Origin of the sequence: Streptomyces sp. NPDC001714 (assembly GCF_042892755.1) — a bacterium.
Lineage (GTDB): Bacteria > Actinomycetota > Actinomycetes > Streptomycetales > Streptomycetaceae > Streptomyces.
This window is the reverse complement of sequence record NZ_JBIAUL010000006.1, coordinates 498,522-521,405: the sequence shown is the minus strand read 5'-3', so window position 1 is coordinate 521,405 and position 22,884 is coordinate 498,522. Positions and strand designations below refer to the sequence as shown.

General features: G+C 72.7%; 25 protein-coding genes and 1 pseudogene. 9 read left to right on the top strand and 17 right to left on the bottom strand.

Annotated features, from left to right (window positions below):
- Positions 1–30: 30 nt before the first annotated feature.
- The 7 genes from ACFY0P_RS19205 to ACFY0P_RS19175 all read right to left on the bottom strand — a co-directional run bounded on the left by ACFY0P_RS19205 (position 31) and on the right by ACFY0P_RS19175 (position 6,671).
- Positions 31–696 (bottom strand): lysoplasmalogenase, encoded by a 666-nt coding sequence (locus ACFY0P_RS19205; RefSeq protein WP_388913990.1) that lies wholly within the window; start codon positions 694–696, stop codon positions 31–33.
- Positions 693–1,559 carry a sterol desaturase family protein gene (locus tag ACFY0P_RS19200; RefSeq protein WP_388913987.1) on the bottom strand — a complete coding sequence of 289 codons (867 nt, stop codon included), beginning with the start codon at positions 1,557–1,559 and terminating at the stop codon, positions 693–695. The genes ACFY0P_RS19205 and ACFY0P_RS19200 overlap by 4 nt, the downstream gene beginning before the upstream one ends.
- Before the next feature lie 118 nt (positions 1,560–1,677).
- Entirely contained in the window at positions 1,678–2,391 is a 714-nt protein-coding gene (locus ACFY0P_RS19195; RefSeq protein ID WP_388913984.1) for a VIT family protein, read from the bottom strand.
- Between the two features lie 66 nt (positions 2,392–2,457).
- Positions 2,458–3,687, bottom strand: coding sequence for an amidohydrolase family protein (locus ACFY0P_RS19190; protein ID WP_388913981.1), 1,230 nt, complete (start codon positions 3,685–3,687; stop codon positions 2,458–2,460).
- Entirely contained in the window at positions 3,684–4,970 is a 1,287-nt protein-coding gene (locus tag ACFY0P_RS19185; RefSeq protein WP_388913978.1) for an amidohydrolase family protein, read from the bottom strand. Before ACFY0P_RS19185 ends, ACFY0P_RS19190 begins: the two co-directional genes overlap by 4 nt.
- A 13-nt stretch (positions 4,971–4,983) precedes the next feature.
- Positions 4,984–5,868 carry an SDR family NAD(P)-dependent oxidoreductase gene (locus tag ACFY0P_RS19180; RefSeq protein ID WP_388913975.1) on the bottom strand — a complete coding sequence of 295 codons (885 nt, stop codon included), beginning with the start codon at positions 5,866–5,868 and terminating at the stop codon, positions 4,984–4,986.
- Entirely contained in the window at positions 5,868–6,671 is an 804-nt protein-coding gene (locus ACFY0P_RS19175) for an acetoacetate decarboxylase family protein (RefSeq protein WP_388913972.1), read from the bottom strand. Before ACFY0P_RS19175 ends, ACFY0P_RS19180 begins: the two co-directional genes overlap by 1 nt.
- Before the next feature lie 190 nt (positions 6,672–6,861).
- On the opposite strand from ACFY0P_RS19175, the gene ACFY0P_RS19170 reads away from it, so the two are divergent.
- From ACFY0P_RS19170 to ACFY0P_RS19145, 6 genes are all read left to right on the top strand, one after another.
- Positions 6,862–7,851, top strand: a complete 990-nt coding sequence (locus ACFY0P_RS19170) for a DEDDh family exonuclease (RefSeq protein ID WP_388913969.1) — start codon at positions 6,862–6,864, stop codon at positions 7,849–7,851.
- A 113-nt stretch (positions 7,852–7,964) separates the two neighbouring features.
- Positions 7,965–8,198: a hypothetical protein gene (locus ACFY0P_RS19165; protein ID WP_089101588.1), complete on the top strand. Its 234-nt coding sequence runs from the start codon at positions 7,965–7,967 to the stop codon at positions 8,196–8,198.
- Between the two features lie 49 nt (positions 8,199–8,247).
- Entirely contained in the window at positions 8,248–9,045 is a 798-nt protein-coding gene (locus tag ACFY0P_RS19160) for an SURF1 family protein (protein ID WP_388913965.1), read from the top strand.
- A gap of 70 nt (positions 9,046–9,115) precedes the next feature.
- Positions 9,116–10,900: a glycoside hydrolase family 15 protein gene (locus ACFY0P_RS19155; RefSeq protein ID WP_388913962.1), complete on the top strand. Its 1,785-nt coding sequence runs from the start codon at positions 9,116–9,118 to the stop codon at positions 10,898–10,900.
- Positions 10,901–10,905: 5 nt separating this feature from the next.
- Positions 10,906–11,661 (top strand): SDR family oxidoreductase, encoded by a 756-nt coding sequence (locus ACFY0P_RS19150; RefSeq protein ID WP_388913959.1) that lies wholly within the window; start codon positions 10,906–10,908, stop codon positions 11,659–11,661.
- Positions 11,662–11,820: 159 nt separating this feature from the next.
- The gene (locus ACFY0P_RS19145; RefSeq protein ID WP_388913956.1) at positions 11,821–12,471 is read left to right on the top strand and encodes an FAD-dependent oxidoreductase; all 651 of its coding nucleotides are present in this window, start codon (positions 11,821–11,823) and stop codon (positions 12,469–12,471) included.
- An 82-nt stretch (positions 12,472–12,553) separates the two neighbouring features.
- On the opposite strand, the gene amaP is transcribed toward ACFY0P_RS19145, so the two are convergent.
- The 5 genes from amaP to ACFY0P_RS19120 are packed head-to-tail and all read right to left on the bottom strand — an operon-like array spanning position 12,554 to position 14,792.
- A complete protein-coding gene (gene amaP, locus ACFY0P_RS19140; protein ID WP_388913953.1) occupies positions 12,554–13,132 on the bottom strand; it encodes an alkaline shock response membrane anchor protein AmaP in 579 nt (192 codons plus the stop codon).
- A gap of 4 nt (positions 13,133–13,136) precedes the next feature.
- The gene (locus ACFY0P_RS19135; protein ID WP_388913950.1) at positions 13,137–13,745 is read right to left on the bottom strand and encodes a DUF6286 domain-containing protein; all 609 of its coding nucleotides are present in this window, start codon (positions 13,743–13,745) and stop codon (positions 13,137–13,139) included.
- Positions 13,745–14,104 (bottom strand): Asp23/Gls24 family envelope stress response protein, encoded by a 360-nt coding sequence (locus ACFY0P_RS19130; protein ID WP_388913947.1) that lies wholly within the window; start codon positions 14,102–14,104, stop codon positions 13,745–13,747. Before ACFY0P_RS19130 ends, ACFY0P_RS19135 begins: the two co-directional genes overlap by 1 nt.
- Positions 14,101–14,295: a hypothetical protein gene (locus ACFY0P_RS19125; RefSeq protein ID WP_388913944.1), complete on the bottom strand. Its 195-nt coding sequence runs from the start codon at positions 14,293–14,295 to the stop codon at positions 14,101–14,103. Before ACFY0P_RS19125 ends, ACFY0P_RS19130 begins: the two co-directional genes overlap by 4 nt.
- 32 nt (positions 14,296–14,327) lie before the next feature.
- Positions 14,328–14,792 (bottom strand): Asp23/Gls24 family envelope stress response protein, encoded by a 465-nt coding sequence (locus ACFY0P_RS19120; RefSeq protein ID WP_089101589.1) that lies wholly within the window; start codon positions 14,790–14,792, stop codon positions 14,328–14,330.
- Positions 14,793–14,879: 87 nt separating this feature from the next.
- Here ACFY0P_RS19120 and ACFY0P_RS19115 point away from each other — a divergent pair, with 87 nt between their 5' ends.
- Complete coding sequence (locus ACFY0P_RS19115; RefSeq protein ID WP_388913940.1) at positions 14,880–15,575, top strand: nucleopolyhedrovirus P10 family protein; 696 nt, start codon at positions 14,880–14,882, stop codon at positions 15,573–15,575.
- Between the two features lie 204 nt (positions 15,576–15,779).
- On the opposite strand, the gene ACFY0P_RS19110 is transcribed toward ACFY0P_RS19115, so the two are convergent.
- The 4 genes from ACFY0P_RS19110 to ACFY0P_RS19095 form a co-directional block, all read right to left on the bottom strand.
- Positions 15,780–16,583 (bottom strand): enoyl-CoA hydratase/isomerase family protein, encoded by an 804-nt coding sequence (locus ACFY0P_RS19110; RefSeq protein WP_388913937.1) that lies wholly within the window; start codon positions 16,581–16,583, stop codon positions 15,780–15,782.
- 128 nt (positions 16,584–16,711) lie between these two features.
- Positions 16,712–16,930: a helix-turn-helix domain-containing protein gene (locus tag ACFY0P_RS19105; protein WP_046727957.1), complete on the bottom strand. Its 219-nt coding sequence runs from the start codon at positions 16,928–16,930 to the stop codon at positions 16,712–16,714.
- 361 nt (positions 16,931–17,291) lie between these two features.
- Positions 17,292–18,890, bottom strand: coding sequence for an ABC-F family ATP-binding cassette domain-containing protein (locus tag ACFY0P_RS19100; RefSeq protein ID WP_388913934.1), 1,599 nt, complete (start codon positions 18,888–18,890; stop codon positions 17,292–17,294).
- A gap of 92 nt (positions 18,891–18,982) precedes the next feature.
- A complete protein-coding gene (locus ACFY0P_RS19095) occupies positions 18,983–19,792 on the bottom strand; it encodes a hypothetical protein (protein ID WP_388913932.1) in 810 nt (269 codons plus the stop codon).
- A gap of 274 nt (positions 19,793–20,066) precedes the next feature.
- Here ACFY0P_RS19095 and ACFY0P_RS19090 point away from each other — a divergent pair.
- A pseudogene (locus ACFY0P_RS19090) lies at positions 20,067–20,592 on the top strand (neutral zinc metallopeptidase); the annotation flags it as partial.
- A gap of 116 nt (positions 20,593–20,708) precedes the next feature.
- A complete protein-coding gene (locus tag ACFY0P_RS19085; RefSeq protein ID WP_388913929.1) occupies positions 20,709–21,122 on the top strand; it encodes a VOC family protein in 414 nt (137 codons plus the stop codon).
- 22 nt (positions 21,123–21,144) lie between these two features.
- Here ACFY0P_RS19085 and ACFY0P_RS19080 read toward each other — a convergent pair whose 3' ends face one another.
- Positions 21,145–22,533 carry a hypothetical protein gene (locus tag ACFY0P_RS19080; protein WP_388913926.1) on the bottom strand — a complete coding sequence of 463 codons (1,389 nt, stop codon included), beginning with the start codon at positions 22,531–22,533 and terminating at the stop codon, positions 21,145–21,147.
- Positions 22,534–22,884 lie beyond the last annotated feature (351 nt).

The following is a 22,884-nucleotide window of genomic DNA, read 5'->3' as shown; positions in this document are numbered from 1 at the left end:
GGTCCTTCTCGTGCGGTGTCGTGGGTGCGCTCAGGGGGTGGTCGAGCGCACTTCACGGTACGCCGTGGCCGGTGCGGGGCGCGCGCCGAGGGTGCCCCGGACCAGTAGGAACTGTGCCGCCGCGTAGGTGAGCATGATCCAGAAGTCGGGTCGCGGCAGCTGCGGCCAGTCGGCGACGCCGGTCGCGATCAGCGTGTCGGAGAGCATGAAGAGCGCGCCGCCGAGCCCGGCGGCCGGGCCGAGCCGGGTGGCGGCGGTGTACGCCATGGCGGTGAGCAGGGTGCTGTAGCCGGCCACCGGCACCCGCAGCCCGGTGGGCAGGTCGGGCCACAGCAGGGCGACCAGGATGACGAGGGCGGTGGCGTAGGCGAGGGCGAGAAGACGCGCACGCGCGTGTGGCGGCCCCTGGCGGCGGAAGAGGACGAGATAGCAGACGTGCCCGGCGGCGAAGGAGGCCATGCCCGCCATGAAGGCCGGGTCGGCGTCGGAGAGGAGCAGGACGTCGCCGCCCCAGCCGCACAGCAGGGCGGCGACGAGGAGCCGCGGGGCACCCGCGCGGGTGGCGGACGCGGCCAGCAGCGGCATCAGGAGCACCTTGGCGACGACGTGCCCGGTGCGGAAGCCGACCGCCAGGCAGGCGAGGTCGATGACGACGGCGAGGGTGAAGGCGGCGAGCAGCTCCCGGGACGCTCTCACGCGGCCACGGACTCCTCGGCCTGCGGCACGGCGGCCGCCGGCGCCCAGCCCGGCCCCCGGAAGACCCGCCCGGCCCGCTCCCGCCAACTGCGCGCGGCCTTGATGTCCTTGGCGATGGCGACGTACTCGTGGGTGGCCACCTTGACGGGGTTGAACGTGTTGATGTTCTTGGTCAACCCGTACACGGGCCGCTCGACCTCCGGTACCCAGGACCCGAACAGCCGGTCCCAGATGATCAGGATCCCGCCGAAGTTGCGGTCCAGGTAGCCGCCCTGGGAGGCGTGGTGCACGCGGTGGTGGGACGGCGTGTTGAACACGAACTCGAACCACCGGGGCATCTTGTCGATGCGTTCGGTGTGGATCCAGAACTGGTAGACGAGGTTGGCGGAGGAGCAGAAGGCGAGCGCGGCCGGGTGCACCCCCACGGCCACCAGCGGGACGTAGAACGGCCAGACGGTGAGCGAGGTCCAGGGCTGGCGCAGCGCGGTGGAGAGGTTGAACTTCCTGCTGGAGTGATGGACGACGTGGCAGGCCCACAGGATGCGGATGACGTGGTGGCCGCGGTGCGACCAGTAGTAGAGGAAGTCCTGCGCGAGCAGCATCAGCGGGACCGTCCACCACAGGACGGGGACGCGCAGCGGGGTCAGCTCGTACACCGCCGTGTAGATCGCGACGATCGGGATCTTCCACACGAAGTCGAAGACGAGCGACCCGAGCCCCATGCCGATGCTCGTGGCCGCGTCCTTGGCCTGGTACCCGGCGACGTCGTCGTCGGGATGGATCCGGTAGCTGATCACCTCGATCACGGTGAGCAGCACGAAGGCGGGTATCGACCACAGCACGACATCGGGCAGGTTCGGCATGTGGGCACCGTAGAACCGCCGGTCGACCACGGCTAGACGTTGTTACCCACAAGTATCACCAGCGGTATGCGCTTGCTTGTTGGCGATCTCCGCCAACAAGCAAGCGCATGAGCGGCCGCTAGACCCCCACCGCGCCCAGCAGACTCCCGGCCGCGTAGGTGACCCCCATGGCCAGCGCTCCGCCCGCCACGTTCCGCAGCACGGCGGGTCCCGCCGCCGCCGCGCCCAGCCGTGCGCTGCTCCAGCCCGTCAGGACCAGGGCCGCGAGGACCGAACCCACGGTCACCGGCAACCGCAGGTCCGCCGGTGGCAGGACGATCGCCAGCAGGGGCAGCAGCGCCCCCACCGTGAACGCCAGGAAGCTGGCGACCGCCGCGTTCCAGGGGTTGGTCAGCTCGTCCGGATCGATACCGAGCTCCACGCGTGCGTGGGCGCGCAACGCGTCCCGCTCCGTCAGCTGGACGGCCGCCTCATGGGCCACCTCCCCCGACAGGCCGCGCCGCTCCAGCAGCTCGGTCAGCTCCTCCAGCTCGGCCTCGGGCTGCTCCCTCAGCTCCCGTTTCTCCTGCGCCAGCGCGGCCAGTTCCGAGTCGCGCTGGGTGGAGACCGACACGTACTCCCCCGCCGCCATCGACATGGACCCCGCGAGCAGCCCCGCCAGGCCCGCCGTCAGCAGGGCGCCCCGGTCGCCGGTGGCGCCCGCGACGCCGACGACGATGCCCGCCGTCGACACGATCCCGTCGTTCGCGCCCAGGACGGCCGCCCGCAGCCAGTTCAGCCGGGAGCCGAGCGCTCCCCCGTGGGCCTCGTTGTCGTGCGTTGGTTCGGTCACAGCAGGGAGGATCGCACCCCGGGGCCGGTACACGCAGTACCGACGTCGTCCGACCCCGTACCCACGTCACCAGACCCGTACCGAAGCTCCTCGCGCGAACACCGGGCTCGTCGCGTCCGCCGGCGGGTCAGGCAGCGGCTCGGCGATCTCCGCGACCGTCGGTCCCACCTTCGCCGCGATCGGGTCCAGGAGGTCGAGGTCGAAGCCGTACACGCGGGCCGCGTTGCCGCCGACCATGGCCGCGAGCTCGTCGCGCGGGACGCCGGCGAAGGCGAAGCGCAGGCCCTCCCTGGTGTACGGGTAGGTGCCCTCGTCGTGCGGGTAGTCGCTGCCCCACATGATCTTGTCGAGGCCGATGCGGTCGCGCAGCGGCACCTCGTGGGGACGCATGAAGCTGGCGCCGACGAAGCAGTTGTCCCGCCAGACCGAGGACGGCGGCTCGCCCATCGAGTCCGCCAGGCCGACTCCGAACTTCGACTCCGCGGTCGTCGTCCTGGTGGCCGCCGCCAGCATGCGGCCGTGGTAGTAGTCCAGCATGGCCAGGACCCCCGGGATCCAGCCGGAGCCCTGTTCGGTCAGGACGAGTTTCAGATCCGGGTGGCGGCGGAAGGCGCCGCCGAAGATCAGGTGCCAGAGTGCCCGGTGCGAGAACCAGGTCGTCTCGACCATGAAGACCGCGCGGGCGGCCGGTTCGTCGCCGAGCGGCGGGGACGCGGAGCCGGCGTGGTGGTTGACGGGGACTCCGAGTTCCGCGCAGACGGCCCAGACCGGGTCGTACACGCGCGCGTGCAGTTCGGGAAGTCCCGATCCCGGCGGGGTGCCCGGGAGCATCAGACCGCCTTTCAGGCCCGCCCCGGCCGCCCGGCGGATCTCCTTCACGGCCTCCTCGACGTCGTTGAGGAGGATCTGGAAGACGCCCGCCCGGCGGCCCGGAGCGGCGGCGCAGAAGTCGGCCAGCCAGCGGTTGTGGGCGCGCAGGCCCGCCCACCGGCGCTCGTACTCCGCCGCCGTCGGCGCGGGCGCCATGAGCGAGCCGGACGGGAAGAACGGCGGGATGGTGTTCGGGAAGATCACCTCCGCGACGATCCCGTCCTCCTCCAGCTCGGCGAGCCGCCGCGCGGAGTTCCAGTTCCGGTCGGCCGAGTCGGCGAGCAGGTCCTCGTACGGGTTAACGTACGTGGCCGCCCACCCGTCGAAGTCGTCGTGGAAGCGCTTCTCCAGGTAGGGGCGGTAGTCGAGGAGGTCCGCCCCCGCGTGGCAGTCGGCCGAGATCACCGTGTAGCGGTCGTCGCTCACGACGTCACCCCCAGAGCCGGGAAGTCGTTGCCGGTCAGCCAGTGGCGGCCCACCTCGCGCGAGCGGGCCCAGGACGCCTCCACCGCCGCCTGGTCGGCCGGCTGGCCGAGGTCGGCAGGAGTGGGGCCGATGCGCAGGGCCAGCGGGGTCAGCCGTGCCACGTCGAAGCCGAAGGCCTCGGCCGCCGCCAGGCCGAGCATCCGGCGGGTCTCGGTCACCGGGATGTCGTGGAAGGTGCGGCGCAGCCACGCGCGCGTGTCCGGCCAGGTGCCCTCGGGGTGCGGGAAGTCGCTGCCCCAGAGGATGTTGTCGACGCCGATCTCGTAGCGCTGGGCGAGTTCCCGGCGCTTGGTGTTGGTGGCGCAGACGAACACCTGCCGGTCCAGGTACTCGTGCGGCGGGCGGGTCAGCTCCTCGAAGGGGGAGAGCTTCTTGCCGCCGTGCGCGCCGAGGTAGAGGCGGTCCATGAACCACAGCAGGTTCGGCAGCCACCAGCAGCCCGACTCCGCGATGCCGAAGCGCAGCCCGGGATGGCGTTCGAAGACGCCGGACCAGAGCAGGAACCACAGCGGGCGGGCCGGCCACCACGTCACCTCGCTGACGTAGATGCCGAGATGGTCGCCGTACTCGTGGCGCGGGGCCGCGCCGGAGTGGGTGAGGACCGGCATCCCGCACTCGGCGGCGGCCGCCCAGACGGGGTCGTAACGGCGGTCGTGGTACGGCTCCTTGTCGACCCACATGGAGGGGATCATCAGGGCTCCGAGGCCGGACTCCTTCGCGCGGTACACCTCGGCGACCACGCGGTCCGTGGGGGCCGTGACCGGCAGCAGGGCCACCCCGCAGTGCCGTTCGGGGTGCTCCGACACGAAGTCGGCCAGCCAGCGGTTGTGGGCCCGGGCCCCGGCCATGCCCAGCTCCGGGTCGTGGTCCCCGGACAGGCCGAGGCCGACCCCGAAGGGCGCCGCGGTCCGGCTGTCGACCGCGTCGGCGTCCGGGAAGACCACCTCGGCGGCCACCCCGTCGCCGTCCAGCTCCTTCACGCGCTGGGCGGCGTCCCAGCCCCCGCGCAGCCCCTCCTCGTTGTCCTGGAACCACCTGGTCGCGAACGCCTCGTTGCGGATGCCGAGCCGGGTCATCTCCTCCCGGCGGCGCTCCCGCCCGGCGAGGAACTCGTCGAAGTCCCGGTGGAACCGGGCGTCCAGATAGGGCCGGTACTCCTCGGTGGGCAGCCCGGCGTGGCAGTCGGAGGAGATGATCAGGTATGGGTCGTCGTAGGCGGTCACCACTGCCCCCTGTTCAGTCCAGGATGAAGCTTTCGAGGTACGAGGGGTTCGTCCGGTCCAGCATCGAGCGGGCCCTGGCCCGGATCTGGGCGTCGCTGTGCCCGCTCTCCGGCAGCAGCCAGAAGCGGTCCGCGCGGATGCCCGCCACGACGAACTCGGCGACCTGCTCGACGGGCGTGAAGGCGACCTCCTTGCCCGCCGCGCGCATCGCCGCCTCCCACTGGTCGAGACTGCGGTACGGAGTCCGGCGCGGCCGTTCCTTGGCATAGCGGTCGGGGCGGTTGCGGTGCGACTCCCACAGGCCCGTGCGCAGCATGTGCGGCCCCGGGAAGAGGACCGAGGCGCCCACGCACGCCTGCTCCGCCCTGAGATGGGCGTAGAGGGACTCGGTGAGGGTGACGACAGCCGCCTTCGTGACGGCGTACACGGACGCCGTCGGGAGCGGTGCGATGCCGCCGTCACCGGATGATGTATTGACCACATGACCGGGTTGACCCGACTTGATCATCCTGGGCAGGAAAGCCTGGACGCCGTGGAACACACCCCACACATTGACCTCGAACGCCCATTTCCAGTCGTTCGGTTCGTGCTCCCACATCCGGCCCTCGGCGCCCGAGCCGACCCCGGCGTTGTTGCACAGGACGTGCACCGCGCCGTAGGTGTCGTAGGCCGACTCGGCCAGCTCCAGGACCTGTTCGCGGACCCCGACGTCGACCACGCGCGCGTGCACGTCGGCACCCTCCGCGCGCAGACCGTCGGCGGCCTTCTCCAGGGCGGCCGGCTCCACGTCGGCGAGGACCACCTTCAGCCCCTCGGCGGCGAACCTCGTGGCCATCGCGAGTCCGATCCCGCTCGCCGCGCCGGTGACGACGGCGACCTGTCCGGCACGGAGTTCCATCAGGCCTCGCCCCCTTCGCTGCCCTCGGGCGGCGCGTCGTGGATCTGGCGAGGGTCGTCGTAGCGCTGGTGGACGTAGGGCAACAGGGCCTGCGCGTCCACCCGTTCGGCGACGCGGCCGCGCTGGTCGCTGGTCTTCTCGCCGAGGGTGAGGTCCAGCAGACGCAGCACCGGAAGGTCGGCGACCGGGTCGTACGCCGACTCACGGAGGACCACCTCCCCGGTGACGCGCTCCAGCCGGCGGACCTTCTCCTCGCGTACGCAGTGCACCAGCAGCGGGTCGCCGTCGAAGCCCGAACCGTCCACCGCCGGGAGGAACTTGAAGTAGAAGTCGGTCTTCGGGGCGGGCTCGGGCAGGGGCAGCGGGCCGTCGACCGTGCCGCGCACCTCCACGAAGGCGACGCCGTGCCGGGCGAGAGCCGCGCGGACGAGGTCGCCCTCGCGTTCGACGGTCACCTCGCCGAGCTTCTTGGGTTCGCCGAACACCTCGCGGCCGCCGGTGAGGGCGCGCTCGTGGGTCATCGGCATGACCAGCGGGTACCAGCCCTCGACCGTGCCGTGCGCGGCGGCCACCGCGAACGAGCCCGCGCCGAGCGGGTATCCGGGCAGTGCGACCCGGCTGATGCTGACGCGGGCCAGCGGCCGGCCGGCCGGCTTGAGCGGCGGCGGCAGCACGGCCGCCACCGCGTCCGGGTCGGTCTCCCAGACGGCCACCACCCCGGTGGACCAGACGTCGGGGAGCTTCGTGGTGCGGGCGGCCGCGATCTCCGCCTCGGTCCGAGCGCCGTACCGTACGCGTGCCATCCGCCCTACCGCCCTTCCGTCGGCCGTCTGCGCTCCGGGCGGGGTGCACGCTGGCACCGGGCGGCCGAAAGGTCCATAGCCACGCGAAGGGCAATCAGGGCGGACGAGGAATCAGGACATGCGAACGGGCGGCTGCACCAGGCGACCTGACGGACCGGGCTGTCGGTGCGGGCCCGTATCCTCAATGACCATGCTCGAAGACCGTACGACCGCAGTGTCCTCCGGCACCCCGTGGCCGGCCGCGTACCCCAAGGGGTACGCCGTCGTCGACGTGGAGACCACCGGACTGGCCCGGGACGACCGGATCATCAGCGCGGCCGTCTACCGGCTGGACGAGCGCGGCGAGGTCGAGGACCACTGGTACACGCTGGTCAACCCCGAGCGCGATCCGGGTCCCGTGTGGATCCACGGACTGACGAGCGAGGTACTCGAAGGCGCTCCTCTCTTCCCCGAGATCGCCGAGGAGTTCTCGGCCCGGCTGGACGGCCGGGTGCTGGTCGCGCACAACGCGGTCTTCGACTGGCAGATGATCGCGCGGGAGTACGCGCGCGCGCAGGCCGAGGCCCCGGTGCGGCAGCGGCTGTGCACGATCGCGCTCGCCAAGGAGCTGGCCCTGCCGCTGCCCAACCACAAACTGGAGACCCTGGCGGCGCACTTCGGGGTCGTCCAGCGGCGGGCGCACCACGCGCTGGACGACGCGCGCGTGCTCGCGGAGGCGTTCCGGCCCAGTCTGCGGGCCGCGGCGGCGGGCGACGTACGGCTGCCGCTGCTCGAGTGCCGGCCCCTGACGGAGTGGTCGGACACGCCCCGGATCGGACCCCAGGCGAGCGGCAGCCACGGCGGCTACCGGCCCAGCAGCTGGCGGCCGTCCCGCAAGCGGCCGGCCTGCCCCTACCCGAATCCCGGACGGTACGAGGACGGCAGGCCGCTGCAGCAGGGCATGCGGGTGGCGTTCTCCGGGGACACCTCGATCGAGCGGGAGCTCCTCGAGGACCGGGCCGTCGAGGCCGGTCTGCACGTCTCGACGAGCATCTCGCGGCTCACCAGTCTGCTCGTCACCAACGACCCCGACTCGGGCACCTCGAAGGTCCTCAAGGCCCGCCAGTTCGGGACGCCGGTGATCGACGAGGCGGCCTTCGGGCAACTGCTGCGGGATGTGGCACCGGCCACGGAGAAGTGAACCCGGGCGTGGGCCGCCCACCCGCCCGCTCGGGCCGTACGGACGGGTGATTGCCGCACGACTCGCCCGGCGGCCGCTCGCCCCCAGGCGGCCGACCGCCCACCCTGTGGCGCATGGCGAAATGTGAAGTTTGCGGCAATGACTACGGAATGACCTTCGAGGTGCACGCGCAAGGCGCGGTCCACGTCTTCGACTGCTTCTCCTGCGCGATCCACCGCATGGCCCCGCTCTGCGAGCACTGCAAGGTCTCGATCATCGGCCAGGGCGTCGAGGCGGACAACCAGTGGTTCTGCGGCGCCCACTGCGCCCGCGAGGCCGGGAAGGCGGGCATCGTCGACCGCGTCTGACCCGGTACCCGCCCGAACGCGCCCCACGACCGAGTTGTACGGTCGTGGGGTGTACCGCTTCCTGTTGACTCGGCAGTGGGTGATCCTCACCCTCATCTCGCTGCTTCTGATCCCCACGATGATCCGGCTGGGGTTCTGGCAGAAGCACCGGTACGAGGAGCGCAGCGCCCGCAATCAGCTGGTCGCCGACGCCCTCGGTGCCAAGCCGGTGCCGGTCGAGCAGGTGACCGAGCCCGGGCACGCCGTGACCCGCAAGGAGCGGTACCACACCGTCACCGCGACCGGCACCTTCGACACCGCCGACGAGGTCGTCGTCCGCCGCCGTACCAGCTCGGACGACGAGGTCGGCTACCACGTCCTCACCCCCTTCGTCCTGACCGACGGCAAGGTGCTGCTGGTCAACCGGGGCTGGATCCCGTCGGACGGCCCGAGCCAGACCGCCTTCCCCAAGATCCCGGCGCCGCCTGCCGGCAAGGTCACCGTCCAGGGCCGGCTGATGCCCGACGAGACCACCGCGGCGAGCGGCATCAAGGACCTCAAGGGCCTGCCCGCCCGGCAGATCATGCTGATCAACAGCGAGGAGCAGGCGCACCGGCTCGGCAAGCAGGTCCTCGGCGGCTACATCGAGCAGACGGCGCCCGAGCCCAAGGGCGACACCCCGGAACAGATCTCCGACCCGGGCAAGGAAGACGCCCCGCTGAACTACGCCTACATGATCCAGTGGTGGCTGTTCGCCGCGGGCGTCCCCTACGGCTTCTTCGTGCTGGCCCGCCGTGAGGCACGCGCGCGTGCGGAAGCGGCGGCGGAGCAGGAGACGGCCGAGGAAGCGGAACCGGCCGCCGTCTGAGAACCGTGCCGGGTCACTCCCCCGGCCCACCCCCTGATTGGCCCCCCGGCCGGCAGGGAAACCGGGTCCCGTGGACCGACGCATCGAGGACTACGCGCTCATCGGCGACGAGCAGACCGCGGCCCTGGTCGGCCGGGACGGCTCCATCGACTGGCTGTGCCTGCCGCGCTTCGACTCGGCGGCCTGCTTCGCCAGGCTCCTGGGCGACGAGGACCACGGCCACTGGCGGATCGCCCCCCGAGGCGCCAAGACCTGCACCCGGCGCGGCTACCGTCCCGACACCCTGGTCCTGGACACCGAGTGGGAGACCGGCGAGGGCACGGTCCGCGTCACCGACCTGATGCCCCAGCGCGAGCACGCGCCGGACGTCGTACGCATCGTCGAGGGCGTCAGCGGCCGCGTCACCGTGCACAGCACGCTCCGGCTCCGCTTCGACTACGGCTCGATCATCCCGTGGATGCGCCGCTCCGGCGGCCACCGGGTCGCGGTCGCCGGGCCGGACTCGGTGTGGCTGCGCAGCGAACCGCCGGTACGGACCTGGGGCGAGGACTTCGGCACGCACTCGGAGTTCACCGTCGCGGAGGGCGAGCGGGTCGCTTTCGTGCTCACCTGGCACCCGTCGCACCAGCAGCGGCCACCGCTCGTGGACCCGTACCAGGCGCTGCGCTCCAGCGTCACCGACTGGCGGCGCTGGACCGCCCGCTGCACCTACGACGGCCCCCACCGGGACACGGTCGTGCGTTCCCTGATCACCCTCAAGGCGCTCAGCTACGAGCCGACCGGCGGCATCGTCGCCGCGGCCACCAGCTCGCTGCCCGAGGAACTGGGCGGGGTGCGCAACTGGGACTACCGGTTCTGCTGGCTGCGCGACTCCACCCTCACCCTCGGCGCCCTGCTCGCCGCCGGCTACCACAAGGAGGCCGAGCGCTGGCGCGACTGGCTGGTGCGCGCGGTCGCCGGCGACCCGGCGGACCTGCAGATCATGTACGGCCTCGCGGGCGAGCGCCGGCTGCCCGAGTTCGAACTGGACTGGCTGCCCGGCTTCGCCGGCTCCAAGCCGGTACGCGTCGGCAACGGTGCCGTCGACCAGCTCCAGCTGGACGTGTACGGCGAGGTGATGGACTCGCTGTCGCTGGCCCGCACCGCCGGTCTGCCCACGAAGCCGCACATGTGGGCCATCCAGTGCGCGCTGATGAAGTTCCTGGAGACGGCCTGGCGGCAGCCGGACGAGGGCCTGTGGGAGGTGCGCGGCGGCCGCCGCCACTTCGTGCACTCCAAGGTGCTGGTGTGGGTGGCCGCGGACCGCGCGGTGCAGACCCTGGAGGACCACGCGGAACTGAAGGGCGAGCTGGAGAGGTGGCGTGCGCTGCGCGACGAGGTGCACCGGGAGGTCTGCGAGCAGGGGTACGACCCGAAGCGCAACACCTTCACCCAGTACTACGGCTCGCGTGAACTCGACGCCTCCCTGCTGCTGATCCCGCGCGTCGGCTTCCTGCCGCCGGACGACCCCCGGGTGATCGGCACGGTGGACGCGATCCGCGACGACCTGGGCCACAGCGGGTTCCTGCGCCGCTACGACACCGACGCGATCGGCGTCGACGGGATGCCGGGCGGCGAGGGCGCCTTCCTGGCCTGCTCGTTCTGGCTCGCCGACGCGCTGCACATGACGGGCCGCACCGACGAGGCGAAGGGACTGTTCGAACGGCTGGTGGGGCTCGCCAACGACGTAGGGCTGCTGTCCGAGGAGTACGACCCGGAGACCGGGCGTCAGCTGGGCAACTTCCCGCAGGCGTTCAGCCACATCGGTCTGGTGAACACCGCCCTCACGCTCTTCGACGGCGAACAGGCAGGATAGGGGCCATGGATCTTGGACTGAAGGACCGGGTGTACGTCGTCACCGGAGCGACCCGCGGGCTGGGCCACGCGGCCGCGCGCGAGCTGGTCGCGGACGGGGCGAAGGTCGTGGTGACCGGACGGGACGAGAAGCGGGCCGCCGACGTGGCGGCCGAACTGGGGCCGAACGCCGTGGGGGTGGCCGTCGACAACGCGGATCCGGCGGCGCCGGAGCGGCTGATCGCGACCGCGCGTGAGCGTTTCGGCGGGTTCGACGGCGTCCTCGTGAGCGTGGGCGGGCCCGCGGCCGGGTTCGTCGCCGACAACACGGACGAGCAGTGGCAGAGCGCGTTCGAGTCGGTGTTCCTGGGGGCGGTACGCCTTGCCCGCGCGGCCGCGGCCGAGTTGGAGGACGGCGGGGTCATCGGTTTCGTGCTGTCCGCGTCGGTGTACGAGCCGATTCCCGGGCTGACGATCTCCAACGGGCTGCGGCCGGGGCTGGCCGGGTTCGCCAAGTCGCTGGCGGACGAACTGGGGCCGCGCGGGATCCGGGTGGTGGGGTTGCTGCCGTCCCGGATCGACACGGACCGGGTGCGGGAGCTGGACACGATGTCTGCCGACCCGGAGGCGACGCGGGCCGAGCACGAGTCGCGGATTCCGTTGCGGCGGTACGGGGCACCGGAGGAGTTCGGGCGGGTGGCGGCGTTCCTGATGTCTCCGGCCGCGTCCTATCTGACGGGGATCATGGTGCCCGTGGACGGGGGGATGCGGCACGGGTTCTGACCCTGCCGCGGGTCAACCGGACGCGGGCCGCAGACTGTTCACGAGCAGGCCGAGGGCGAACTCTCCGACGGCAAGGTCACGGCCCGGTTCGCCCGCCGCGGCCCGGCCACCGCCGACCTGCTCGTCGGCGCGGACGGCGTCGCCTCCGCGGTCCGCGGGGTGCTGTCGCCGCGGACCGCCCCGACCGACACCGGCGTCCGGTTCGTGATCGGCCGCACCCCGCTGACCGACGAGTTCACCGGCCTGTCCAGGGCCTACGGCTCGAAGATCACGGGCGACGGCGTCAGCCTGCTGCTCGGCGCGACGCGCTTCCGTATCCCGCCGAAGCAGGCCGCCGAGCGACTGGCCCCCGAAGTCACGCTCCCCGACATCGGCGACTACGTGCGCTGGGCCATGGTCCTGCCGCCGAACGGCTCGCCGGCGGACCCGACCGCGCAGGACGCCGTGCTGTCCAGGACGGCGGGGTGGCACCCGGAACTGCGCGCGCTGATCGAGCAGGCCGACCCGGACGACAGCGCGCTGCTGTCCATCCGGGTGGTCAGGCCCGGCCCGCGCTGGGCGTCCGGCCCGGTCACGCTGCTCGGCGACGCGATCCACGCCGCCTCCCCGACCGGCGGTAACGGCGCGAACACCGCCCTGCGCGACGCCGACCTGCTGCGCCGCCGCCTGATCGGGGCCGCCGAAGGCCGTCAAGACCTGCTCGGCGCGGTCGACGCCTACGAACGGGAGATGTTCGAGTACGGCGCCGAGGCCGTGCGCAGCAGTCTCGACAGGCTGCCCGCGTTCGCCCCCGAAGCGAACCCGTCCTGAGGCAGCCGCGGGTCCGTGAGCGTGAACCCACGGGACGGACGGCAAGCCGGTGGCCGTGTGCGCGGGTCCCCGGACGACGCTGTCAAGTCACCCTTTCCGCACGGTGCTTCACCGAAGTCAGCCGGACCTCCGCGGGAAGTCTCGGCAGCGCCGCCGAGTTCCGGGCGTGTGTCAGTGCCTGGTTCGTCAGGTCCCTCAGAGCCGCTTCCGGGGCCACGTCCGGCTCCAGTTGGAGCCACACCCGTACCTCCGGTGCCGTACGTGTGCCCCTCAGGACCGCCTGGGCGTGGGAGACGCCCTCCTGGTGGGCCGCGTCCGCGGTCAGGACCGTCTCCAGGGCCCTGCCGCGGAGCAGCGCGCTCTCGCCGTCTCCGGTGTCCACCACGACCTCGGTCAGGCGGCGTCGGCGCAGTTGGGCGGTCAGCCACCAGAGCGAGAGCAGGAACAGCACGGCCAGTGCGCCCAGGACCGTCGGCCACCACCAGCCCGCGTCGCGCCAGTGGGTGCGCTCGGCCGGGGTGAGCAGGACGTCGTGGCGGCCGTTGTGGATCCACCAGGACGGGGGCGGGGCGCCGAGGCCGACGGCCAGGACCGAGCCGCCGAGAGTGAGGAGCAGAAGGCCCGCGAGGGCCATCAGTACACGGTTGACGGTGCCGAGCACGGCGTCACCCCTTCCGGCCGGGGCGGATCACATGCAGGGTCAGGGCGGGTGAGCGGGCCAGCCCCATGGCGCGGATCGCGTCGGTCAGGGCCGCCTCCAGGTCGCCCCGCACCTCGTCGAGTTCGCGGAAGTGGGAGACGGCGAGGACGTGGGCGCGGGACCGGTGCAGCCGTACCCGCACCCGGCGCACGCCGGAGATCTCCATGGCCCGGTCGCGCAGCACCAGGGCGGCGGCGTCACGGCGCAGCCCGGCGCGGACGTCGGGGTGGGTGCGCCGCATGGGCAGCAGGTCCCGCAGGCCGGGCGTGACGGCCAGGACCAGCAGCCACAGGCCGAGGGCGGCGGCGACGCCCGCGCCCGCCAGGACCCAGGCGTCGTCGAGGGGCTGCCGGGCGAGCTGGCGGGCCAGCTCGCGGCGCCAGTGCATGGCGGGGTGGTGGACTCGCACGGCGGCGATGTCGTACAGGAAGGCGCCCGCGGTCACCAGGACGAGCACCGCGACCAGGGTCGCGGGGGCGCGGCGCGGGGACCAGAAGCGGGGCTCGTGGCCGGCCGGCGGTGCGGCGGCCGGTGGCGGTGGCTTCTCGATGACCGGTGTCTGCTCCGTGCTCATCACGCCCTCCCCTGGGTCTGGGCCGGGTGCAGCCGTTCGACGTGGACGGCGACCTCCCGGACGTCCATGTCCACCAACGCGCCTACCCGCTCGACCACATGTCGACGCACCGCCGCGCACCGGGCGCCGATGTCGGACGGGTAGTCCAGTTCGAGGTGGACCCGGACGCGGGCCGTGTCATGGTGCGTGACCACGGTGGCGTGCGGGGGTACGGCGTCCTTGGGAAGGGGGCCGAGCGCCTCGCGGGCCGCCTGTGCGGCGATCTTCGCCACCACCCGGTCGGCGATCCGGATGGCGCCGCGCTCGCCGGGCGCCACGGCCGTCGGGGCGCCGCGTGTCTCACCGCTCACGGAGGTCATCGCCGGCGGTCACGCCGGTCGTCACGGGTGCGGAAGAAGTCGCCGAGTTCGAGATCGCCCTCCGCCAACCGGCCGACGACGAACCCGACGGCCCCGAGCGCCGCCACCAGCAGGAAGGCGCCGAACCCACCGAAGTACCCGGCGAAGCCCAGCGCCATGCCGGCGATCATGCCGACGACGGCCATGCTCATGGTGCGCTCCCCTCAGCGGTCCCGGTCAGCGGTCACTGGAGCCGGGACTCCGGCTCTTCTTCCTCTTCCTCCGGAAGCTTCACATCACTCACCGCGATGTTGACCTCGACCACTTCGAGGCCGGTCATGCGCTCCACGGCGGCGATCACGTTCTCCCGGACCGCGCGGGCCACGTCGGCGATCGACACGCCGTAGTCCACGACGATCTCCAGGTCCAGCGCGGTCTGCACCTCACCGACCTCGGCCTTCACGCCCCGGCTCACGGACTTGGAGCCGCCGGGCACCCGGTCGCGCACGACGCCGAAGGTGCGGGCGAGGCCGCTGCCCATCGCGTGCACGCCGACCACGTCCCGGGCCGCCAGTCCGGCGATCTTCTCCACCACTCCGTCGGCGATCGTCGTCCGTCCGCGGGTCGCCGGGTCGCCGCCGCCGCGTCTGACGGTCTTCCGGGTCTGTACCGTCGGGTCCTTCTCGGGCTCCGCCGCCATCTCGGTCATCGCCGTGCGTCCCTTCCCGTCGTCGTCCTGCGACCACGGTACGTGCGGATGTCCTGTCGTGCCCCGGAGATGCGGCAGGCTGGAGCAATGACGGCGGACCGACGGACACACACGGTACGGCACCCCCTGGGCTTCGGCAGGCTGCTCCCGCTGGGCGGGCCGCACGACGGGGCGTGGCTCGCGGAGGCGGCGGCGGACGCGGTCCTGCGGCGGGCGGCGGCCGAGGTGACAGGGGTGCGGCTGGGTGCGGTGCGGATCGCCCTCGCGGATCCGGCGGAGGTGGCGGAGTCCGTCGTACCGGCACCGCCCGGGGCGGTACCGCCGGGGCCGCTGCGGCTGTCGGCGGACTTCGCGGCGACGGCCGCCGAGCCCCTGCCGACGACGGCGTCCCGGCTGCGCCGGGCACTCGGGGCGGCCACGGAACGGCTGGGGTTGGCGGTGACCGAGGTGGACCTGCGGGTCACCGACCTGCTGGACGACGAGCCGACAGCGGCGGAGGCCGTACGGGTGCCCCGGCCGCCGTCGGTCCGGGAGGGGGCGGATCCCGACGGGGCCCGGGTGACGGCGGCGGCGCTGGCGGTGCCGGGGGTGGCACGGGTGACGGGGGCGCTGAGCCGGGAGGTCCACTTCGACGCCGCGCTGCCGCGCCGGCACGTGCGGGTGGAGGTGGCGGTGACCGACGGCCCGCGGGCCGTGGAGGTGGCCCGAGGGATCCGTACGGCGGTCGGCGAGGCGCTGGAGGACCGGCCGACGGTCGCGGTACTGGTGACGGACGTCAGCTGAAACGCCCCGACAGGGGCGCGGGGAGGCTCTGCTGATGACGGACGTCAACTGAAGCGCCCCGCCAGGGGCGCTGGGGGTACCCCCAGCCGAAGGCTGGGGGAGGAACTGCGCGACCAGCCCGCACCGGCCCGCGGGAAACTGCGCGACCAGCCCCCACCGGCCCGCGGGAAACTGCGCGACCAGCCCCCACCGGCCCGCGGTGGACTACTCGCCCACCCCCGCAAGGTCCCGCAGCCGCCGAGCCTGCGCCTGCCGCTCCGCAGCCCGCTGCTCGTCGTAGGTGCGGTCGGCGGCACCGCGCAGCAACGCCTTCGTCTCCACCACCGCATCCCGCGGCGCAGCCAGCAACGCCCCGGCCAGGTCCCGTACCGCCGCGTCGAGTTCGCCCACCGGCACGGCAACGCTCGCCAGCCCGGAGGCCACCGCCTCCTCGGCCTGGACGTAGCGTCCGGTCGCGCAGATCTCCAGCGCGCGGGCGTAGCCCACCAGGGAGACGAGCGGGTGCGTGCCGGTCAGGTCGGGCACCAGCCCGAGGCTCGTCTCGCGCATGGCGAACTGCACGTCGTCCGCGACGACGCGCAGGTCACAGGCGAGGGCCAGCTGGAAGCCGGCCCCGATGGCGTGCCCCTGCACGGCGGCGATCGACACGATGTCGCTCTGCCGCCACCAGGTGAACGCCTCCTGGAACTCGGCGATGGCCGCGTCGAGTTCGGCGTCGTCGCGGCGCGCGAGCTCGATGAAGGTCGGCTCTCCCGGGATCCCCTCCGGCGTGAACATCTGCCGGTCGAGGCCCGCGGAGAAGGACTGGCCCTCACCGCGCAGCACGACGACCCGGACCGACCCCGGCAGCGACCGCCCGGCCTCCGCCAACGCCCGCCACAGTGCGGGGCTCTGGGCGTTGCGCTTGGCCGGGTTGGTCAGCGTCACCGTGGCGAGCGCGTCGTCGACGGTGAGCCGTACGCCGTCCTTGTCGAGAACAGGAGCGAGGTCCTGGTCGGGCGAAGCCATGGGGCGCCTCCGATGTGTGCGGTCATCACGCATTGCCGTACGGCATGCTAAGTGACTGCACAGTAACCACCCGGCCGGTCAGCCGACCGACCGGGTGGCCACCATCGAAGCCGATGGGCCGCCCGGGGTCAGGACGCGGCTTTCTTGCCCCGCGTCGCCCCGCCACGCCCACGCAGCGTGACACCCGACTCGCTGAGCATCCGGTGGACGAAGCCATACGAGCGGCCGGTTTCCTCGGCCAGTGCCCGAATGCTCGCACCGGAGTCGTACTTCTTCTTCAGGTCTGCCGCGAGCTTGTCGCGCGCGGCGCCGGTCACCCGGCTGCCCTTCTTCAGAGTCTCGGCCACCCGTGCCTCCTCATGGGAAGTGCGCTCTGGTCCCCTCATGATCACCCCTCCGGGGCGTGATGGCCACCCATTCGGCAAGGTCCGTGAGACATCGTTGTGACGACAGGAGCGCATCCCCACATACGGAATCTGTGATTCCGTCGCGGACCGTCCGTGCGGCCGAACGGGTTCATCTGTGAAGTGCCAGGTCAGGCACACAAAGCGGCCGATCCCTTGTCGACAAAGGAATCGGCCGCGAAATCGATGTAGGACACACCTCGATACGAGGAGATCTCACACAGATGATGGATCACCGATAGGCCGAATGATCCATAGCCAGTGGATCAGGCATTCGATCAAACGACGGCGACGGGATCGGATCTCAGGCGAGGGCGACCAGATCCGCGTAGTCGGAGCCCCACAGGTCCTCGACGCCGTCGGGGAGCAGGATGATCCGCTCGGGCTGGAGCGCCTCCACGGCACCCTCGTCGTGGGTGACGAGGACGACCGCGCCCTTGTAGGTGCGCAGGGCGCCGAGGATCTCCTCGCGGCTGGCGGGGTCGAGGTTGTTGGTGGGCTCGTCGAGGAGCAGCACGTTCGCGGAGGAGACGACCAGGGTGGCGAGGGCCAGGCGGGTCTTCTCGCCGCCGGAGAGGACCCCGGCCGGCTTGTCCACGTCGTCGCCGGAGAACAGGAACGAGCCCAGCACCTTGCGCACCTCGACCAGGTCCATGTCGGGTGCGGCCGAGCGCATGTTCTCCAGGACGGTGCGGTCCGGGTCCAGGGTCTCGTGCTCCTGGGCGTAGTAGCCGAGCTTGAGGCCGTGGCCCTCGATGACCTCGCCGGTGTCGGGCTGCTCGACGCCGCCGAGCAGGCGCAGCAGGGTGGTCTTGCCGGCGCCGTTGAGGCCGAGGATGACGACCCGGGAGCCCTTGTCGATGGCCAGGTCGACGTCGGTGAAGATCTCCAGCGAGCCGTACGACTTCGAGAGGCCCTCGGCGGTCAGCGGGGTCTTGCCGCAGGGAGAGGGCTCCGGGAAGCGCAGCTTGGCCACCTTGTCGGAGACCCGGACGGCGTCCAGGCCGGCCAGCAGCTTGTCGGCGCGGCGGGCCATGTTCTGCGCGGCGACCGTCTTGGTGGCCTTGGCGCGCATCTTGTCGGCCTGGGAGTGCAGCGCGGCGGCCTTCTTCTCGGCGTTGGCGCGCTCGCGCTTGCGGCGCTTCTCGTCGGCCTCGCGCTGCTGCTGGTAGAGCTTCCAGCCCATGTTGTAGACGTCGATCTGGGAGCGGTTGGCGTCCAGGTAGAAGACCTTGTTGACGACCGTCTCGACCAGGTCGACGTCGTGGGAGATCACGATGAAGCCGCCGCGGTAGGTCTTCAGGTAGTCGCGCAGCCAGACGATCGAGTCCGCGTCGAGGTGGTTGGTCGGCTCGTCGAGCAGGAGCGTGTCCGCGTCGGAGAACAGGATGCGGGCCAGCTCGATACGGCGGCGCTGACCGCCGGAGAGCGTGTGCAGGGGCTGGCCGAGCACCCGGTCGGGCAGGTTGAGCGCGGCGGCGATGGTGGCGGCCTCGGCCTCGGCGGAGTACCCGCCCTTGGTGAGGAACTCCGTCTCCTGGCGCTCGTACTGCTTCATCGCCTTGTCGCGGGTGGCGCCCTTGCCGGTGGCGATGCGCTGCTCGTTCTCGCGCATCTTGCGGATCAGGACGTCGAGGCCGCGCGCGGAGAGGATGCGGTCGCGGGCGAGGACGTCGAGGTCGCCGGTGCGGGGGTCCTGCGGGAGGTAGCCGACCTCGCCGGAGCGGGTGACGGTGCCCGCGGCGGGGATGCCGTCACCGGCCAGCACCTTGGTGAGGGTGGTCTTGCCGGCGCCGTTGCGGCCGACGAGACCGATGCGGTCACCCTTGGCGACCCGAAATGTGGCGTTCTCGATGAGGACGCGCGCACCGGCGCGCAGCTCGATACCGGAGGCGGAGATCACGGACAGACTCCAGAGCGTACGGATAGTGACGGGTGGGCGGCTGAGGACGTTCCCGCCGTCTAATGCGCGAGGAGAATGGCCATGGGCCAAGTCTAACGGGGTGGCGCAAGCGCTTTTTCGGTGCGCGGGTGTTCGGGACGGCCCGCGCCGGGCGGCTCGTTGCCCAGCGGGGTGCGGTGCGGGGCGATTCCGCCCAGGTCGTCCACGGCGACGAGCTGGGCGGTCCAGGCGCCGTGCGCGCAGGGCTGGGCGACGAGCAGGGCATGGCCGTGACGTACGGCACGTTCGGGGCGGAAGGCACAGCCCGCGCGGGCGGGCAGCACCCAGCGCAGGTCTCCGTCGGCGGTGCGGTACGCGGCGATGCGGGCCGGGGTGACGACCGCGAGGATGCCGCGGCCCAGGGGGCGCAGGACGCCCGCGCCGCCCCGGTTGCGCAGCCAGTCGGTCGCCGCGGGCAGGGCGCGGTGCCAGCGCACGGAGCGGCCGTCGGTGTCGGTGACGAGCCCGTCGTCCCAGACGGTGATCGCCTGTCCGCGCGTGGGCAGCACGCTGAGCGGGCGCCGGCCCACGCGCGCGTACCGCCAGCGCAGGGTCCGCCCTTCGTACGCCTCGACGGCCCCGCCACGCGCGCGGGCGGTCGGCGCGGGCGGGCCGGAGGTGAGGTGGTCGCCGTAGGGGGCGGGGCGGACCTGGTGGGCGACGGCGAGGAGCCCGGCCGCGAGGAGGAGGGCAGGGGCGAGGAGGCGCCCGAGGGGTCTGCGGGCGGGGGGTGTCCCCTGGAGGGCACTCGGAGGCCGGCGCGGCCGGGCGGCCGGGGACTGCTCCCGGCCGGCCGTCGCGGACTGCCCGAGGAGTGCCTCGGTGTCGGGTGGCTCGGTTCTCTCGTGGTGCAGAACGGCCACCCCTTCCCCCCTTCGATGCCCGGCCGGGCACCCCTGTGCCATGAGTCAGGCGCAGAGCGTAGCCACGCCCGCGAGAGGCGGGCAGGCGTGACGCGGGGGCGGGGCGGGAGGTCGCCCGTTCGGGCGTTGCTGCGGTCATCGGCGCGAAGTGGCCGCGCGGATGCCTCAAGGTGGGTGTGGGGGACGGTGCGAGCAGAAGGCGGTGCCCCGTGCAGTTCGACGACGACGCGAACCTGGACACCTCCGAGGTGCGGGACGTGCGGGGCAGCCGGTCTTCAGCGGACGGGTCGGCACCGCGGGCGGGACGGCGACCTCGGCGGTGGGGCCGTTCTACCGCCCCGGCGACCGGAGGGTCTATCTGGACCTCGGCTTCCTCGACGCGCTGCGGTCCGAGTTCGGGGCGAGCGGCGGGGCGTTCGCGCAGGCGTACGTCGTGGCGCACGAGTACGGGCACCATGTGCAGGACCTGAGGGGCACCTTGAGCAGATCGCGGTCCAACCCGACCGACGTGAACAGTGATTCGGCGCGGGTGGAGCTGCAGGCCGACTGCTACGCCGGAGTGTGGGCGCGCCAACGCCACGACCGCGAAGGACGAGTCGACCGGCCGGCCGCTGATCACCGGCCTGACGGCCGCGGACATCCAGGACGGGCTGGACGCGGCGGCGGCCGTGGGCGACGACCGGATCCAGGGGCGGGTGACGCCGGAGACGTGGACCCACGGGTCGGCCGAGCGGCGGCAGCAGTGGTTCCACCAGGGCTGCCGGAGCGGCGACATGGCGCGCTGCAACACCTTCCGATGAGCCACTGACCTGCAACGACGGTACGAGCCCGGGGTGTTGTCAGTGCCGGGTGCAAGACTGGGGACCAGGCCGGAACGACGGCTTTCGGGGGACCGACGCACGAGGGAGTGATCGGGATGGCGGGCACGAGTGGCGGGCGGCCGAGCATCTATCCGTCGCTGCTGTACACGGACGCGAAGGCGGCGATCAAGCAGCTGACGGAGGCCTTCGGCTTCACCGAGCTGTCGGTGTACGAGGGCGAGGACGGCATGGTGCTCCACGCCGAGCTGGTGCAGGGCAACGGCGCGATCATGCTGGGCTCCAAGGGCCGCGGCGGCCGGTTCGACGCGGCGATGGAGGGCGGCGGCCCGGCCGGGGTGTACATCGTCGTGGACGACGTCGACGCCCACCACCAGCGCGCCCTCGACCACGGCGCCGAGATCCTGATGCCCCCGACGGACCAGGACTACGGTTCGCGGGACTACATGGCCCGGGACGTCGAGGGCAACATCTGGAGCTTCGGTACGTACGCCCCGGAGATAGCCGCCTGACCCGCCTGGTCCGCCCCGCCCGCTAGCCGCCGGTGTGCACCTGGAAGGCGGCCCGGCGGACGGCCTTGGCCAGCGCGGGGTCGGGGTGGGCGGCAGCGAGGGCGACCAGGACCTGCACGGTGCGCGGGTGACCGACGGCGCGCACCTCGTCGAGCAGCGCGGGGACGGTGGGCTGCAGCGCCGACTCCAGGTGGCGGACGAGCAGCGGGGCCTCACCGTGGTCGGCGACCGCCGCGGCCGTGTCCACCCAGAGCCAGGTGGCTTCTTCCCGGGTGAGCACCTCGTGGGCGTCCTCGGGGTCGACCCCGTCGTGCTCGGCCAGCCACAGCAGGGCGTACGGCCGCAGGGTCGGCTCGTCGACGACCGAGCGGACGTCCGGTTCGGCGGGGGCGCCGACGACGCGCAGCGCCTCGAAGGCGAGACCGCGCAGCAGGGCGTCCTCGCCGCGGGCGGCGTCGAGGAGTTCGGTGACGGCACCGCCGACGGGGCGGGCGGCGAGCCAGGCGCGGTACTCGGCGCGGGCCGCGTTGGGGCGCAGCTGGGCGCAGCCGCGCAGCATCTCCTCGGCCGCGACCTCGATGTTGCCGGCGGGGCTCTGCGCGGCGACGCAGATCTGCTCCAGCTTGACCCAGACCGCCCAGCTGCCCAGCGGCGTGAGGGTGGCCTGGCCGTCGCCGTAGGTCAGCGCACCGACGGAGGCGAGGGCGTGCAGGGACCAGTCGAGGAGGGGGGCGAGCTCGGCCTCGTCGGCGGGGGCCGGGTCCTCGGCCGGTGCGTGGTCCGCCGGGTCGGCGTCGGCGGAGCGCACGGCGGCGAGGGGCCGGGCGGTCCCGGTGCCGTTCTCCGTGTCGTAGGGGACCTCGCAGCGCTCGGTGCGCAGTTCGGTGACCCGCTGTCCCAGCAGGTCCAGGAGCTGCTCGACCGGGACGGGACCGGCGGACAGCTGGAGGAAGGAGAGCACCTGGGGCATGGCCGAGACGACCTCGGCGACGGCGGCCGGCTCGAACTCCGCGGGCTCCGGGTGGGCGAGCGACCAGGCGTCGAAGAGGGCGACCCAGCCGCGCAGCACGGCGCTGTCGTCGCGGTCCCAGGCGCGCAGGCGCCAGCCGGGGCGCGCGCTGTCCCCGTGCACCTCGACCAGACCGGCGAGGCGGGCGGTGTCCCAGTCGGCGCGGACCTGAACAGCGGTCAGACCCAGGTCGTCGGACGCGCGTTCGGCGGACGCGTCGGAGAGGGTGGCCTTGCCGTCGGCGGTCGCTCCGTCGCTGCCGGGCCCGAGGGCGGCGTCGGCCCAGTGGGCGACGCGGGCCGCGCCGGCCAGCCCGGAGCGTGCCATTCTGGCCAGCTCGGCGGGGGCCGGGGTGCCCTCGGGCGGGCGGGGTGCGGGGCGGCGCGCGGGCCGCTGGTTCATCGCTCGGGGGGCGGCGGCCAGGGGTCGCGTTCGGACGAGTCGAAGCCTTGAGTCGCGCGGGATACGGGACGTCACGGGTGCAGTCTTCCGGTTGACGGTCCGAAAACCCAAACGGAATGTCACCGCGGGCGACGGGGCTGGCCAACGCACGGGGTGAGAGGGGAGGCGAGGAGACATGTTCAGGCCAGTGGTACGGCCTTAAACGGAACCTCCGGAACCGGCCGGAACCAGGGTCTCCGGCTTGGGACGGGGAGCGGTCCGGGACGCGGAGGGGAAGGACCGACGGGTGCGGGAAGAATCACATCGGGGGTGCCATCGGATCTCGTCGGGGGTGCCATCGGATCTCGGGGC